Annotated in this window: 16 protein-coding genes; 4 read left to right on the forward strand and 12 right to left on the reverse strand. The window is 62.1% G+C overall.

Features of this window, described 5'->3' with window-relative positions; all coding sequences use genetic code 11:
- Window positions 1-24: 24 nt before the first annotated feature.
- Together SBC1_RS25115 and SBC1_RS25120 are read right to left on the reverse strand one after the other, a co-directional pair.
- A complete protein-coding gene (locus SBC1_RS25115) occupies window positions 25-333 on the reverse strand; it encodes a DUF4148 domain-containing protein (protein ID WP_165093961.1) in 309 nt (102 codons plus the stop codon).
- A gap of 116 nt (window positions 334-449) precedes the next feature.
- Entirely contained in the window at window positions 450-1,424 is a 975-nt protein-coding gene (locus tag SBC1_RS25120) for a LysR family transcriptional regulator (protein WP_165093958.1), read from the reverse strand.
- Between the two features lie 212 nt (window positions 1,425-1,636).
- Here SBC1_RS25120 and SBC1_RS25125 point away from each other — a divergent pair, with 212 nt between their 5' ends.
- From SBC1_RS25125 to ydiK, 4 genes are all read left to right on the forward strand, one after another.
- A complete protein-coding gene (locus SBC1_RS25125; protein WP_165093954.1) occupies window positions 1,637-3,787 on the forward strand; it encodes an FUSC family protein in 2,151 nt (716 codons plus the stop codon).
- A gap of 164 nt (window positions 3,788-3,951) precedes the next feature.
- The gene (locus tag SBC1_RS25130) at window positions 3,952-4,194 is read left to right on the forward strand and encodes a head-tail adaptor protein (protein WP_165093950.1); all 243 of its coding nucleotides are present in this window, start codon (window positions 3,952-3,954) and stop codon (window positions 4,192-4,194) included.
- A 93-nt stretch (window positions 4,195-4,287) separates the two neighbouring features.
- Window positions 4,288-5,784 carry an acetyl-CoA hydrolase/transferase family protein gene (locus tag SBC1_RS25135; protein WP_165093947.1) on the forward strand — a complete coding sequence of 499 codons (1,497 nt, stop codon included), beginning with the start codon at window positions 4,288-4,290 and terminating at the stop codon, window positions 5,782-5,784.
- Window positions 5,785-6,441: 657 nt separating this feature from the next.
- On the forward strand, window positions 6,442-7,563 hold the full coding sequence (gene ydiK, locus SBC1_RS25140; protein WP_370469666.1) for an AI-2E family transporter YdiK: 1,122 nt from the start codon (window positions 6,442-6,444) through the stop codon (window positions 7,561-7,563).
- Window positions 7,564-7,652: 89 nt separating this feature from the next.
- On the opposite strand, the gene SBC1_RS25145 is transcribed toward ydiK, so the two are convergent.
- From SBC1_RS25145 to SBC1_RS25190, 10 genes are all read right to left on the reverse strand, one after another.
- Window positions 7,653-7,985, reverse strand: coding sequence for a chaperone modulator CbpM (locus tag SBC1_RS25145; RefSeq protein ID WP_165093939.1), 333 nt, complete (start codon window positions 7,983-7,985; stop codon window positions 7,653-7,655).
- Window positions 7,986-7,997: 12 nt separating this feature from the next.
- Window positions 7,998-8,930 (reverse strand): DnaJ C-terminal domain-containing protein, encoded by a 933-nt coding sequence (locus SBC1_RS25150; RefSeq protein ID WP_165093934.1) that lies wholly within the window; start codon window positions 8,928-8,930, stop codon window positions 7,998-8,000.
- Between the two features lie 229 nt (window positions 8,931-9,159).
- Window positions 9,160-10,467 (reverse strand): NRAMP family divalent metal transporter, encoded by a 1,308-nt coding sequence (locus SBC1_RS25155; RefSeq protein ID WP_165093929.1) that lies wholly within the window; start codon window positions 10,465-10,467, stop codon window positions 9,160-9,162.
- A gap of 15 nt (window positions 10,468-10,482) precedes the next feature.
- The gene (locus SBC1_RS25160) at window positions 10,483-11,445 is read right to left on the reverse strand and encodes a F0F1 ATP synthase subunit gamma (RefSeq protein ID WP_165093926.1); all 963 of its coding nucleotides are present in this window, start codon (window positions 11,443-11,445) and stop codon (window positions 10,483-10,485) included.
- On the reverse strand, window positions 11,442-13,025 hold the full coding sequence (locus SBC1_RS25165; protein ID WP_165093921.1) for a F0F1 ATP synthase subunit alpha: 1,584 nt from the start codon (window positions 13,023-13,025) through the stop codon (window positions 11,442-11,444). Before SBC1_RS25165 ends, SBC1_RS25160 begins: the two co-directional genes overlap by 4 nt.
- A complete protein-coding gene (locus SBC1_RS25170) occupies window positions 13,022-13,756 on the reverse strand; it encodes a F0F1 ATP synthase subunit delta (protein ID WP_165093916.1) in 735 nt (244 codons plus the stop codon). Before SBC1_RS25170 ends, SBC1_RS25165 begins: the two co-directional genes overlap by 4 nt.
- A gap of 13 nt (window positions 13,757-13,769) precedes the next feature.
- Entirely contained in the window at window positions 13,770-14,018 is a 249-nt protein-coding gene (locus SBC1_RS25175) for a F0F1 ATP synthase subunit C (protein ID WP_031359402.1), read from the reverse strand.
- Window positions 14,015-14,713 carry a F0F1 ATP synthase subunit A gene (locus SBC1_RS25180; RefSeq protein WP_165093911.1) on the reverse strand — a complete coding sequence of 233 codons (699 nt, stop codon included), beginning with the start codon at window positions 14,711-14,713 and terminating at the stop codon, window positions 14,015-14,017. The genes SBC1_RS25175 and SBC1_RS25180 overlap by 4 nt, the downstream gene beginning before the upstream one ends.
- Window positions 14,710-14,988: an ATP synthase subunit I gene (locus tag SBC1_RS25185; RefSeq protein ID WP_241202197.1), complete on the reverse strand. Its 279-nt coding sequence runs from the start codon at window positions 14,986-14,988 to the stop codon at window positions 14,710-14,712. The genes SBC1_RS25180 and SBC1_RS25185 overlap by 4 nt, the downstream gene beginning before the upstream one ends.
- Entirely contained in the window at window positions 14,985-15,257 is a 273-nt protein-coding gene (locus SBC1_RS25190) for an AtpZ/AtpI family protein (RefSeq protein WP_165101186.1), read from the reverse strand. The genes SBC1_RS25185 and SBC1_RS25190 overlap by 4 nt, the downstream gene beginning before the upstream one ends.
- Between the last annotated feature and the right edge of the window lie 54 nt (window positions 15,258-15,311).

Below are 15,311 nucleotides of genomic sequence, written 5' to 3' on the forward strand. Positions count from 1 at the left end.
CCATTGACAGACTGGCTGACTTGATTAACGGGTGTACATCGCGTTCCAGTCAGCCGCCGATACGTCGGGGCGGCCCGAAGCCGACGTCCCGTTTGTGCTGCCGCCGTAGCCGGTCGCCGCGCTGTCTTGAGCAGCAACGCGTGCTTCCGCAGCCTGGATGTCCGCGGGATAACGCGCGTTATCGCCATCACCCGGGTGATACCCGACTTGTGCGAGCTGGGCCAGCTCCGCGCGAACCTGCGCACGGGTGACCGGCGCGTTCGACTGAGCGAACGATGCAATAGGAGCGGAAAGCACGGCAACAGCAATAACGGCTTGAATCAGGGACTTCATGATGACTTACCTCTCGTTTAGGTCTTGGTCCGGTGCGAGCAGTCTTGTTCGCAACCGGTGACGCTAGTCTAGGTAAGCACACCTTTAAGATTAAGACCTCTGCCTGGAAGGCATTGTTATGAAACGAGTGGGAAAGTCTTGTTGACCTGAAGCGGCGTGCCATGAGCGACATCGGCGAGCACCACCTCGTCACGGGCGATCATCGCGGGCAGGTAAGTGCGCAGGAAATCAATCCAGGTCCGCGTCTTTGCATCGACAAAACGGCGTGATGCGTAAAGCGCATAGATATTCGTCTTCTGCAAAATATGCTGGTCCAGGATGCGGACCAGCGAGCCATTGCGCAAGCCGTCGACCGCCGCGTATAGCGGCAGCATGCCGATGCCCAGTCCTTCACGGATCGCGACCGCAAGCGACTCCGCAATATTGACCTGCACCGGGCCGCTGATGTTCATGGTCTGAACGCCGTCGGGACCGTCGAGTGTCCACTCATTGGCCGGAAACGCGGGCGTATTCAGCGTCAGGCACTGATGCCGCGCGAGATCAGCAGGACGCTCGGGCATCCCCTGCAAACGCACATACTCGGGCGATGCGCACAGGATGCTGAAGGTGGCGCCAAGCGGCTGCGAGACCATCTCGGAGTCCGGCAGCGACGCCGCCGAGATAATCGCCACGTCGCTGGTTCCCTCGAACAAATCAGGCATGCGTTGCGACAGCGTCAGGTCGACCGAGACATCCGGATACTGCTGCCGGTACTGCGCAATCGCGGGCAGCACGTAATGCTGTCCAATGCTTGCGAAGCTGAACATGCGCAACGTCCCTGACGGATGTTCGTGCGCGCAGCTTGCCTCTTCTTCGGCACCGTCTATGTCTGCGAGGATCTGCAGGCATCGTTTCAGATAACGCTCGCCCGCTGTCGTGAGCGAAAGCTTGCGGGTGGAACGCGTCATGAGGCGCGTGCGCAGATGTTCTTCAAGTTCGGAGACGGCGCGTGACATCGCGCCGGTGCTTGAATTCATGCTGATCGCGGCTGCCGTGAAGCTGCCCGATTCAACCACGCGCGCAAAGACGCGCATGTTTTGTAGCGTATCCATCAGAACCTTGTGTTAGCAAAGAAGGCCGAATTGTCTGCCCGCGGCACGCAGGCATTGTTGCGAAATCCAGAGAAGCGGGTTGTGGCAAGGCGGCTTAATCCGGCGACGTTAGCTCCATACAATCGGCGCCTTCGCATGGCGGTTCGCGTGATTGCATGAAGAACGCCCGAGTTGCACGCGCCAAACGCTGGCCTGAGGAAAGTTGCTGGTTCATGAACGATGAAGAGGTGCCCGAGAGCGCGTTGGATCGGGTGAAAGATGCCGCCCGTGACTGGCTTGCAACCGCTGCGCCCACCTGGCTGCATCTGCTGAAAACATTCATGGCCGTAGCGAGCGCGATGGGCCTCGCCATGCTGCTTCAGTTGCCGCAGCCCCGTGTTGCGATGACTACCGCCGTCGTGCTCATGCAACCGCTGGCGGGCATGGTGCTCGCAAAAAGCGTGTACCGGTTGTTCGGCACGCTGCTGGGCGCGGTCGCCGCGCTGGTGCTCGGAAGTGTGTTTGTGCAGCAGCCAGAGGCCTACATGGCCGGGCTGACTGGATGGGTTGCCGTCTGTACGGCGCTGGCTGTGAGGGTTCGTCACTTTCGGTGGTACGGCTTCGTGCTGGCAGGGTACACGGCGGCGCTGATCGGCATACCGGCCGTGACCGATCCGAACGGCTTGTTGCTCGCCTCGTTGAACCGCGCAGCCGAAGTCACGCTCGGCATACTCTGTTCGGGCGCGATCAGCGCGCTCATCATGCCTTTGCGCGCGAGTACTGTATTCGCGGCGGGTTTGCGTCGCCGGGATGAAGATTTTAAAGCTTTCGCGGCAAACGTGCTTGGCCGCGGCGTTGGGCGAGGCGCGTTCGAACAGCGCTTTGGCGCGTGGGTGGATGAAACGATTGCCCTCGATGCCCAGCTCCGCTACGCCGCGTATGAGACGCCGGCCATGCGCGCGCAAAGCCGTCGTCTTGCGCGGCTCAACAGCGAATTCCTCGATGCCTGTGCGCGCCTGCATGCGTTGCATCAGTTGCTCAGGCGTGTGCTCGCGAGCGACGGCGCCATGCTGGTCACCGTCATCTCTACGCCGCTCGACGCACTCGCGATTCTCTTGCGGACGCACGACAGCTTTAACCACGAAGCCGAGTTCGCCGGGGCCTTGCAGCGCTTTCAGGCGGGTACGCAGGAGACCTTTCGCCTCGGACGAGCACGGATGGAATCAGACGCTCCCACGCTGCTGCCCGATTTCGATACCGCCGTCGAACTACTATTTCGTTTCGTCGATGACTTCGCTCGATACACTCGCACGCATGCTGCGTGGAAACACAACGAGTCGCTCGCGCTGCCTGACCGTGTAACTTATCCGCACATGGCGCGCACCCACGTGAGTGTCGTGCTCGCCTCCCTCGCGCGGACTGCAACGACGGTCGCGCTGATCGGCGGTTTCTGGATTGCGACAGCATGGCCCAGCGGCGGCATGGCCGTGATTGCGGCCACGCTGGCCTGCGGTTTGTGCGCGACCTCTGCACGGCCCTCCCGGCTCGCGCTGCAGATGGCTGCCGGTGCGGCGCTCGCCGTGGTCGTCGGCTGCGGGCTGACACGTTATGCATATCCCGCCATCGACGGTTTCGCGTTGCTATGCGCAGTCCTCGCGCCGGTCGTCGTACTCGGCACTTACGTGGCGTCGCATCGGCAAGCTGGCGGCTTCGGGACTGGTTTTCTCGTGTTCTTTTGCTTGCTCGCCGGACCGGACAATGTCATGAGTTATGCCCCTGAGACGCTGATGAATAACGGCGTTGCAGTGGTCCTCGCGTTGCTGGCCGCGTCGCTCTGCTTTGCGCTGGTATGTCCGCCCAATGCCGCATGGCTGGTTGAAAGAACTCAACGCGAGCTGCGGGCGCACGTGGCGCGCGCATGCGAAGCAAGGCTCGTTGGATTGAATCATCGCTTTCACGCAAGCACGCACGACTTGATGTACCAGTTGCGTGGCTTACTTGCAGATAGGTCGCGAGAACATCGGCGCGCGTTGAGATGGATGCTGGTGACACTCGAAGTAGGGCAGGCGGTTATCGATCTGCGTGAGGCGGCGTCAAGTGTGGCTTCAAGCGCGGCATCAGGCATCTCGATTGGTGAACACAGGCACGGGCACTTGGCCATGCAGTCCTTCCGGCAGGCCGTTTCACTCCTCTTCACCGCGCCAACCGATCAACATCGGATCCGGGCTCTTGGGGCCGTGGTATCCGCGCTCGAAGCGGCGCAACAAAGCCTTGGGTCATGTGTTGCGCATGGCCACGAGCGCGAGGTGCGGCGCATGGTGGCGTCGTTGCATTCGATTCGCACGGCGTTGCTCGATCGCGATGCACCGTTCAACCGCCGCTGACCGGCGTGGTCCGCGCACCGTGGCGAACAGCCGCGCGTCGATTGTCCGCGGATGAGGAAGGATGCCTTACACTACGGCCCCTTAATCAACCCATCACGCAGTCATATATTTCCCTCGGCGGCGAGTTGATCGCTGCATGCAAGTAATAAAACGAGGAAAGTGAAATGAAATTATTGAAGAGTGCGCTGGTGGCTGGTTCGTGGTTTGTCCTGTCAACGGTGTATGCACAGCCGGCTCCGGTGAGCGCGACGAACCGCCAAGCGGCGCAGCAGGATCAGCGAGCGGTTGCAATCGATACAGCTAGTGCCGCAGTTCGCGAAGCGCCTCAGGTACCTCACGCAATGCGCAAGCCGGACGAATGCGTGGGACCTGCCAGCTACTGCTCACTCTTCTTCGGCGGAAGCTGATCTGCGCGGCGGCGGCCTGGCACGTGCCCGCGTCGCCGCACATCTGACCATAACGAGCGCAGCCCGCGATCGTCGGTCCTGAGGAGCATTCAAATGGTGGAAGACCGCATTCGTTGCAAAGCACTGCTAAATAAAACCATGTCGAGTGCCGACGCGGCTAAGTTGATTCATGACGGCATGGTGGTCGGCATGAGCGGTTTCACGCGCGCCGGGGACGCCAAGGCGGTGCCTGCGGCACTTGCCGGGCGCGCGCAACGCGAGGGTCAGCCGTTGCGCATTACGCTGGTCACCGGCGCTTCGCTCGGACACAACACCGACAAGATCCTGACCGACGCCGGGGTGCTTGCACGAAGACTGCCGTTTCAGGTCGACAGTACACTGCGCCGCGCGATCAACGAGGGCCGAGTGATGTACGTCGACCAGCATCTGTCCGAGACGGTGGAACTGCTTCGCACGAATCGCCTCGGGTCAATGGACATCGCAATCATCGAGGCCGTCGCAATCACGGAAACCGGTGGCATTGTCCCGACTACGTCCATCGGCAATTCAGCGACGTTCGCCGCTTGCGCGCAGAAGGTGATCGTCGAAATCAATCTGGCGCAGCCCGCTGCGCTTGAGGGCTTGCACGACATCTGGCTGCCGGCTGACAGGCCGCTGCGCGAGCCTCTGCCCATTGTGCGTCCTGACGACCGCGTGGGCACGCAGTCTATTCATGTGCCGCCCGGAAAGATTGCCGCGATCGTTGTGACTAACTCCCCGGACAGTCCCTCCACGGTCGAGAAACCCGACGAGGACACCGCGCGCATTGCGGGCCATCTGATCGAGTTCTTCCAGCATGAAGTGTCGCGCGGGAGGCTGCCTCGAACGCTGCCGCCGTTGCAAGCCGGCATTGGGACGATCGCCAACGCGGTACTGTCCGGCTTCGCAAGCTCCCCCTTCGAGGCGCTGACGATCTATTCCGAGGTGCTGCAGGATTCGACCTTCGAACTGATGGATTCGGGCAAGGTGACGTTTGCCTCCGGCGCATCGATCACGTTGTCTCAAGACCGTCAACAGCAGGTCTTCGATAACCTCTCGCGCTACCGGGACAAGCTGGTGTTGCGCCCTCAGGAGGTGAGCAATCATCCGGAAGTAATCCGACGGCTTGGCCTGATCGCGATCAACACGGCGCTCGAAGTCGATATCTACGGCAACGTGAATTCCACCCATGTGGGCGGCACGCACATGATGAACGGTATTGGCGGGTCGGGAGACTTCGCGCGCAATGCCGCCTATGCCATTTTCGCGACCAAGTCCGTGGCGAAGAACGGCGCGATCTCCAGCATCGTGCCGATGGTGCCGCATTGCGATCACAACGAGCATGACGTTGATGTGATCGTCACAGAAATGGGGCTGGCCGATCTGACGGGCCTCGCGCCGCGCGAGCGAGCGCTGCAGATTATCGAGCACTGTGCGCACCCGTCTTATCGCGATCTGCTGCGCGACTATTACCGCGACGCGCTGAGGTTCGGCGGCCACACGCCGCATAACCTGGCGACAGCGTTCGGCCTGCACACGCGGTTCGCCGCGACCGGAACAATGAGGCTTTGAAGGGCAATAGAAATAAATATTTAAGTTTTTGGACCATTTGACGGCTACGTGAAGGGCGCCACGCAGGTCCAGGCTGAGTCGTAGGCGTGGGACAAGCAGAAGGCCACCCAATGGTGTGGCCGCGCACCAGGATGCATGCCGGCCATTAGCGACTGTGGCTCGTTATCGAGAAGCAACCGAGAAACAAGCTACCAAGAAACGGCGGGCGGCGAATCCTTCGAAACGCTGGTCAATAACGCCTGAAGTCAGCGGCGGCGGGTCAGCCGCACGCATCGGCCCGACCGACACGCTCACGATACCGCTGAGTGGCGTGCTCATTTCCTGCTCATTTCCTGTATAACGTGATGCGAACGCGTCGTACGTCGCGGCCCATGCAATGAAGTTGACAACATGACCGCATTCGCCTCCTGAGACATATCGACTTCCGGGGCAAAGCCTGTCAAAGTCGCTTCGCCGCGCATGTGGGGTGACTTCTTGCGGAAGCCGCCAACATCATGCGTCCAGGCCAGACACACTGCTGGAAACCAATAACCGGTAAACTAAGTCAGGCATCGGGCTCGCTGTGCGGCTCGTGCGGCCGAAGCCGATTTTCGAGTGTTCGGCCCGCGCGTTCAAGCACAGCCAGGATATTCTTGTCAGGAGCACGAAATGAATGAAATGACCCCGCGTCAACCAGTCGATATTGCCCGCATTCTGTTCGTTATTGTCATCCTGTCCGCGTTGACAATCGGCAGCCTCTATATCCTGCGGCCTTTCATCCCGGGCCTTATTTGGGCGACGACTATCGTGGTTGCCACCTGGCCCGTGATGCTCGCGGTGCAGCGCCGAGTCGGCAATCGCCGATGGATAGCAACCATGGTGATGCTGATCATTCTGCTGTTTGTGATCGCGCTGCCGCTCTACGAGGCAATTTCGACGCTGGCCTTGCACGCGGGCGACATCATGGGAACCATCAAGGTCCTGCCCAGCTATGCACTGCCGCCGCCGCCAAGCTGGGTCGGCGAGATTCCGCTTGCCGGGCAGCGCGTCGCGCATGAATGGCAGACCTTGTCCGACGCCGGACCGGGCGGTTTGCTGGCGAAGCTTGAACCGTATTTGACGATCGTCGCGCGCTGGATGCTCGGTCACGCCGCAGCCGTGGGCGTGTTCGTGATTCACATGTTTGTCACAATCATTATCGCGGGCATTCTCTACAGCCAGGGTGAAGCAGCGGGCCGCTTCGTCACGCGTTTCGCAACCCGGCTTGCCGCTCAGCGTGGGGCGGAAGCTGTCAAGCTGGCGGGACTGGCGATTCGCGCGGTCGCGCTGGGGATTGTCGTAACAGCGGTGGCACAGTCCGCGCTGGGCGGGATCGGTCTGTGGATCGCTGGCGTTCCTGCTGCCGGAATCCTCACCGCGGTAATGCTGATGTTGTGCCTGGCGCAGATCGGCCCGCTACTGCCATTGCTCGGCGGTGTCGCGTGGCTCTTCATGCATGACGCAACCGTGGCCGCTATCCTGCTGCTGATCTGGTCGGTTGCGGTTGCCATGCTCGATAGTCTGCTGCGGCCGGTTCTGATCAGGCGCGGGGTGAACCTCTCGATGCTATTGATCCTGGCCGGCGTGTTGGGCGGCATGTTCGCGTTCGGGATAGTCGGTTTGTTCGTTGGGCCGGTGATTCTGGCGGTGGCGTCGACGCTCCTCGAAGCGTGGATGAGCGAACCTGCGCCCATAGCCGTTGTTGACACTACGCAAGCCAATCGAGTGACGACGGCAGGGAATCCGAAGAACTTCTCCTAGCAGAAGGGGCATGAGAGCTCCCCCTGATTCATGGCCGATAGCGTTTGCTATCCGCCATGATCCGGACTCACCCCCATAACGAGCCGTCTCTACGCGATTCCCCTAGGGTGTCCGAGCCGCGCCTTCGTCGCGTGTATTTCCGCTTGCAGTTCGTCTATTCGTTGCAGTAGCGACAACGCCAGCGCAAGACCTCGCCGGTCGAGTTCGAAGTCATCGCGCAACCGCCGTGCAGTCTTCACGGTCACGACATAACGCAACTGAAACACGCGCGTGGGCGCGGCTGTGTCCACCGGCTTGATCACGTCGGTATCAATGAGGTCTTCAATTTCCTCAATCGATAACCCCGACACCTCCGCCAGATATTCAACCTGGCAAACGTCCACGTCGTTAAGCCAGACCGACTCGCTCAATGGTGTGCTCATGGCTTTTGCTCCTTACGCGAAGTGCTTGCGCGGGTTGAAGTTCGATGCCGCCGCCAGTTGTTGCAGCAACTCGTGTTCACGAGCGCCTACCGTCTTCGGCACTTCTATCCTGACCACGGCATACAGCGCCCCAATGTTGCCATCGGCCGATGCCAGTCCGCGTTTGGCGAGCCGCAATTTTTGCCCGGCGGTCGTGCCCGGTTTGACGCTGAGTTCCACCGTGCCGGCGAGGGTGGGCACGTGTACGCTGGCCCCCAGCACGGCCTCCCAAGGCGCGAGGGGCAGGTCGATATACAGGTCGCGGCCATCGGGCCTGTAGAGCGGATGCGGCTGCAAGACGAGCGACACATACAGGTCGCCGGCCCGCCCACCATTAAAGCCCGGGCCACCCTTGCCGGCCAGCCGAAGCCGCTGGCCGTTCGCCGCCGATTTGGGAATGGTGATTCGAAAGGTTCGCGGCACGCGATGTGCGAGGCCATTGGCGTCGTACTCGGGAAGCTCGGCGCTCAGTTCGATCTCGTCTCCGCGATGGATCTGCTCAAGCGTTACCGGCGCGGCGATCTCATAGTCCTGCCCGGGAACCGGAAAGCTTTGTCTGCGATGACCACCCCCGCTGCCACCACGGCCAAAGGCTGCAAAAAGATCCGCGAGGTCGACGTCTTCGAGACCGGCATCGCCCGTATGGAAGTGTTGCTGCCAGTCGGGGGGCGGCGTGAACGATTCGCCGGCCGGATGTTTGCCGAGGTTGTCGTAGGCTTCGCGTTTTTCCGGGTCTTTCAGCGTGGCATACGCTTCGGCGACGTCCTTGAACTTCGCTTCGCTGTCCGGTTCGGCGGAGACATCGGGATGATATTTGTGAGCGAGCTTGCGGTACGCCTTCTTGATGTCCGCCAGTGTCGCGGTGCGCTCGACTCCCAAGGCTTCGTAATAGTCCTTGAATTTCATGTGAGCCCTAAAAGAAAAGTGGAACGGGTTTTCGTCTGAGCTGAGGCGTCGCGACGGCGGGTATCGCGTTTGCCTGGTCGCGTCGCTCAGGGGCGTCGCTGTATGAGTTTAGGACAATGCGGCGGGGGACGGGAAGTGGCTAACAAGGGGCCAACGACGGGCTAACCGCGAGCCAGCAGCTCGCGGCTATGAGCAATCCGCGCGCCCACGGCGACACGGCGGCGCAACGTCAGATCGAGGTAACCACCATGCCCACCGAGATCACCAGCATGACCGCCGTCGCCATCCAGCCCAGCCCCCGCAGCCAGCCCTTGGCCGCAAACTTTCCCATGATGTCCGGACGGCACACTATTTTCATCATCACGAACATCACCGGCACGGCGACTACGCCGTTGAGCACCGCGCTCCAGTAGAGTGCCTTGATCGGGTTGATCGATGTGAAGTTAATGACCATGCCGATCAGCGTAGCCACTGCGATGGTCGCGTAAAAGGCCTTCGCTTCCTGCATTTTGCGGGTGAAGCCCACCGGCCAGTCCCGCGCTTCACCAATCGCATACGCCGCCGACCCGGCAAGAACAGGCACGGCCAGCAAGCCGGTTCCGATCAGCCCGACCGTGAAAAACAGCGCGGCGAACGGGCCGGCTATGGGCCTCAGAGCCTGGGCCGCCTGCGCCGACGTTTCAATATCGACAATACCACCCGCGTGGAGGGTCGCCGCCGTGGTCGCCAGGATGGCAAGCGCTACCAGGTTCGACAATCCCATGCCGGCAAGCGTGTCGACCTCAATACGACGCAGCGCCTTGGGACCTTGTTCGGGTGAGTCGAATAGATCGAGTCGCCGCGGATGCACGCGCATGTCCTCGACTTCCTCACCGGATTGCCAGAAGAAAAGGTAGGGGCTGATGGTCGTGCCGAACACTGCCACGACGGCAGTGAGATAGGCCGATGTCCACACCGGACGCGGCACGAACAAGTTGCTGGCGAGTTGGCCCCAATTTACGTGGGCCACCGCCAGCACGGCGAAATACGCAAACAACGACAGCGTGAACCACTTCAGCACCGCCACATAGCGGGAGTATTGCAGCAAGAGCTGCATCGCGACGCAGATCACCGAGAACAGCAGCACGTAGAGCCACTTGGGACCGGGCAGCAATAGTGCAAGGGCATCGGCCATGGCACCCAGGTCCGCACCCAGATTGACGATATTCGCAATCAGCAGAAGCACGACGATCCACTGCAGCAGCCACGTGGAGTAGTGCAGACGCAGCACACCTGCTATGCCGTGTCCTGTCGTGCGCCCGATGCGGGCGCTGATCATCTGGATGGCGACCATCAGCGGGTAGCTGAACAACAGCGTCCACGACAGTCCATAGCCGAAGGCCGCGCCCACCTGACTGTAGGTAGCGATGCCGCTAGGGTCGTCGTCGGAGGCGCCTGTGATGAGGCCTGGCCCCAGCACGCCGAGCAAATGGGGTTTGGTCGGGCCGATCACCGGATCGCGGCCCTCTGCATCGTATTCCTGGGATGGTTCGTCCATGATGGCTGAGTGCTGTCAGAAGGAGGGGGCGGAGCCGGGCCGGCTGCGTGAACGCGGTTTTTGTGAAGGTCTGCCGGCGGCGATGCTTCCTGCGGAAAGCTCCACGATCTCCGACGTAATCTCCTCTTGCCTCAGCCGGCGAAAGTCGCCGGTCAATGCTTCGAGCTTGTCGTGCACGTTCGTGCGTGCAGCGATCATCGCCCTCATGCGTGCTTCGTTTTCTGCGGCGAACGACAACATGATGGCCTCGCAAAGCTGCGCGAAGATGTATTCCTGCGCAAGCTGCGATAACAGCCGCTGCGGCGCGAGGTTAATGAGCGGCGGGTTGCGACGCGCATTCGCCGATGACGCAGCCGACGACGTAGCCAATGACGTAGCTGAGAAGCGCCCGTAGTCGAACGGCAACAGGGTCTGCTCCACGGTCTGGACGGTGGCCGTCGGGTTCGGCGTTGCGTGGATCACGCTCACGCTGGTCGTCCGCCCGGCGACCAGGCGCTGGAACAAAACACCGGTGAGGCGATCGGCGAGTGCAGGCACCTCGCCGGCATGGGTGATCATGGGCGCGGACCAGCCGACGTTCAGCCCGCGTTCCGTCGCCGCTACGATCCCGCGGTCGCCGAGCAGCAGGTATTCCGTTGACGAAGCGCGCGCAGCCCCGGTACTCGATGCAAGCGCCGTATCGATCACATGCTCGTTGAACGTGCCGACAAAACCCTGTTGCGCGCACAGGACGATCACCATGGCCATATCGCGCTTGCCGCCCGCGCTTGCGGTTTCTTGCGACGCCGGATCGTCGATCAGCAGCAGCGCGTCGCCAATCGCCGCGCTGACTATCCGCGCGCAGGCCCGAATGCCGTCCAGCCGGCTGCGCGCTTCACGCGAGCGTGCTGCAGCGATACCACGCATTGCACCGACCACGGATTCAAGCCCGTGTACGCCGTTCATGCGTGCCTGAACTTCGCTGAGTTTATTGCTCATGTTGAAGTGGCCTCGGGTTTGGTTTCCTGCTTGGCCTCAGCCTCAGGTGCCGCGCTTACTTGTACTGCGAGATCGCGTACGGCCGTGACTAGTCCACTCAGCGTGGCTTCATCTAGCGTCCCTGTGACAACGAGCGTAGCGCTCGCCGCAGGGCCGCCGTGAGCATCCAGATGCGCTGCAAGACGGGTGCGAACCGTCGCGATGCAGCCGACTGGCAGCGAGTCAAACACGCCGTCGGCGAGCGCGGCCAGGAGCGCGATTTCATCGACGGGGCGCAGTGGCATAAAACGCGGCTGCGTGATCAATGCGCGAATGCGCTCACCGCGTACCACTTGCGCCTTCACTCTCGGCTCCATCGCGCCGCCAAAACGCGTGAACATTTCAAGCTCAAGGAATTGCGAATAATCGAGCCGCAAACGCCCTGATACCTTGCGCAACGCGGGCAATTGCGCTTTGCCGCCGACCCGGCTCACACTCAGGCCGACGTCCACGGCCGGGCGCTGATTGGCGGCGAAAAGCGCGGCGTCGAGCATGATCTGCCCATCGGTAATCGAGATCAGGTTGGTGGGAATGTAAGCGGATAAATTGCCGGCGTCTGTCTCCGCGACCGGCAACGCGGTGAGCGATCCGCCGCCCAATTCCTTGGACAGTTTCGCCGCGCGCTCCAGCAGCCGCGCATGCAGGTAGAAGATATCGCCGGGATACGCTTCGCGGCCGGGCGGTTCGCGCGTGAGCAGGGCAAGTTCGCGATGCGTCGCGGCATGCTTGCTCAGGTCGTCGATCACGATGAGCGCATGTTGCCCGCGGTCACGAAAATACTCGGCGATGGAGAAACCGCTGAACGGCGCGATCCATTGCAAACCCGGGGAAGCTGCCGCCGATGCGACCACGAATACGCATCGCTCGGGGGCGCCGTGGCGGCGCACGGCGTCGATTACACGCTGCACGGCGGTAGCACGCTGACCGATCGCCACATACACGCAGATCATGTCGGAGTGCTTCTGATTCACGACCGTGTCGATGGCGATCGAGGTCTTGCCGGTCGCCCGGTCGCCAATGATCAACTCGCGCTGGCCGCGCCCGATGGCAAACAACGCGTCGATCAGCAGGATACCGGTGGCAACCGGCTGCGCGACCAGATCCCGGTCGATGATGGAGGGAGCCGGCCGCTCGATCGGCAAGTGCATCTCGGCGGACACGGGCTCGTCGTTATCGAGTGGCCTGCCGAGCGGATCGACCACGCGCCCGAGCAGTCCGGGACCGACCGGCACTTCCACCACTTGGCCCGTTCCGGTGACGCGGGAACCAGCGGAAATCGCATCGCCGTCGTCGAGCAGAACCGCGCCGATAGCATCGGCGTCCAGCGTAAGTGCAAAGCCGAGCCGGCCGCCCTCGAAGCGCAGCAGTTCGTTCAAGCGCACATCGGGCAGTCCCGAGACGGAGGCGATGCCGTCGGCCACATGTTCAACGCGCCCGACGGTTTCAGCCTGCGAGGAAAACTGAGCGCGGGCGAGAGCGGCGCGGCTGCTGGCGAGCCAGTCGTTGTCTCCTGCAGCGAGTTCGGACCGGATGAGTGTCATGAGCTAAGGAGCTCCGTTTTCAGGCCGGCGAGATCGTGGCGAAAACTGTTGCGCACGAGTGCATGCGGCGCCTCCAGTTCAAGTCCCGCGATCACGGTGGGATCGACTGTGACCTCAATCTTCAACGGGTGGCCGAGCGCGTGCGTAAACGCGGTTTGACATGCTGCCAATTCATCGTCGGTGAGGGCGCGAGGCACGATCAGGTGGACCTCTTCGCCGTCGCCGGTCAGTTGTGCCCGGGTAGCCTCGGGCAGCGCGCCAAGCTCACGTGCCAGTCCATCGATGAAGCCCGCGATCCGCGCCTCGGCGGGCAGGCGATCGAGCAGCCGCGCGGTGATATCGAGTGCGAATTGCGACGCGCGATCGGAGTCGGCCGCGGCGGCCTCGCGGCGGCTGGCGTCGATCGCGGTTTGCGCCGCCGTGTGCATCTGTTCCGTCTCGATGCGTGCCGCGTTCTCAAGCGACGTCTTGAGCTGCGCAGCTTCGGCCGTTGCCGCTTCAAGCAGATGCGCGCGTTGCGCGGCAAGTTCAGCACTGTTCGCGGCGGCCTTTTGCTGTTCGTCGAGCGCTGCGGCTTTGGCTGCGGCGGCATCGGCCATCAGCGCCGCGGCTGCATGCTGGCGCTCCGCCACGATCTTCGCCACCGGCCGGAACAGAAAGCGCGCCAGCAACCAGACGAGCACCAGCGCGTTGACGGTCTGCAGCAGGAGAGTCCACCAGTCGATATGCATGATCAGTGCGCGCTCACTTCACGAACGGATTGGCGAACAGCACGAGCAGGGCGATCACCAGGCAGTAGATCGCCATGGTCTCGATCATTGCCAAGCCGACGAACAGCGTGCGCGAAATTGTGCCCGCCGATTCCGGCTGTCGCGCGAGCGCGTCCATGGCGGCGGCAACCGCGCGGCCTTCGCCGAGCGCGGGTCCGATTGCGCCGAACGAGACCGCAAGCGCTGCTGCGAGAATGCTCACTACCTGGATCAGATTGTTCATTGCTGGCCTGCCTCTTTGCTGGAAGTTTTTGTGGAGTTTTCGGCTAGCGCGGCGCCAATGAATACCATCGCGAGAACCGTGAAGATGTACGCCTGCACCGCGCCGGTCAGGAGGTCCAGCGCCATCAGCGGAATAGGCACCAGCAGTCCCGCGAGCGACAGCACGATGCCGACGACGAAAACGCCGCTCATCACGTTGCCGAACAGACGCACGACCAGCGAGAAAGTCCGCGTGATCTGCTCGATCACATTGAGCGGGATCATGATCCAGGTGGGTTCGGCGAAGGTAGCGAGGTAACGGCCCAGGCCGCGCGTGCGGACACCGTAGAAAATGGTCGCGCAGAATACGATCAGGGCCAGCGCGGCGTCGGTTTCTACATGCGCCGTGGGGGGCTCGACACCCGGCAGCAGCGACGACCAGTTGCTGACCAGGATAAACAGAAAGAGCGTGCCCACCAGCGAGCGATAACGCTCGGGCTCGGCTTGCATGGTGTCGCGAATCTGGACGTCTATGGTGCTGACCACCAGTTCGAGCACCGTCTGCATTTTCGATGGCGTGAGCGACAAGCGACGCGTGTACCAGGCAGCGCCGCCGCCAAGCAACGCCATGATGACCCATGTCACCACGACCGGCGCCGATACGTCGATCGGCCCAATATGGAACAGCGTGGCGGTGACGAGCGGCGAGGCAATCATGGCGTGACCTGGACGCGTCGCAGGATGACGCTGCGCGCCAGCAACAAACCGGCAGCGCCGCATAACAGCGGCCACACGCCGAGTTTCGCCAGGACACCGAATAGAACGACCACGCCTGCGAGACGTAGCAGTTGCAGGGCGAGTGCCTTGGCCGGCGTACCGGAAATCAACAGCTGGACATTCCAGCGCAAGGTCGAGAAGTGGATAGCGCCGGCCGCGAGGCCGACACTCACACCAATCACGATCTGGGCTGCGAGCGGTAAGTGATAGGTCATTGCCGATCTCTCCGGGTTTGACGATGCATCCATTTCCATGCAGACCACAGTCCGACGGCCGCACCGACCATGAGTAGCGGCGCTGAGAAAAACACGCCGGTGTGGAAGTGCCGGTCGAGCCAGTGGCCAATGACGAGCCCGAGCAGCGTTGGCACGACGATGGTCCAGCCGAGAATGCCGATCTGACCGAGACGGCTGCCGAGCGATGGTTCCGGCTCTTCCTTCGCCTGGCGTTCGCGCTGCACGGCTTGCCGCGCGGCGCGCGCCATGCGGTCGGCGTCAGAGTTCTTGTCAGTATCCCCGTCAAGGTCGGCGTCGCGCTT

Source organism: Caballeronia sp. SBC1 (assembly GCF_011493005.1).
Lineage (GTDB): Bacteria > Pseudomonadota > Gammaproteobacteria > Burkholderiales > Burkholderiaceae > Caballeronia.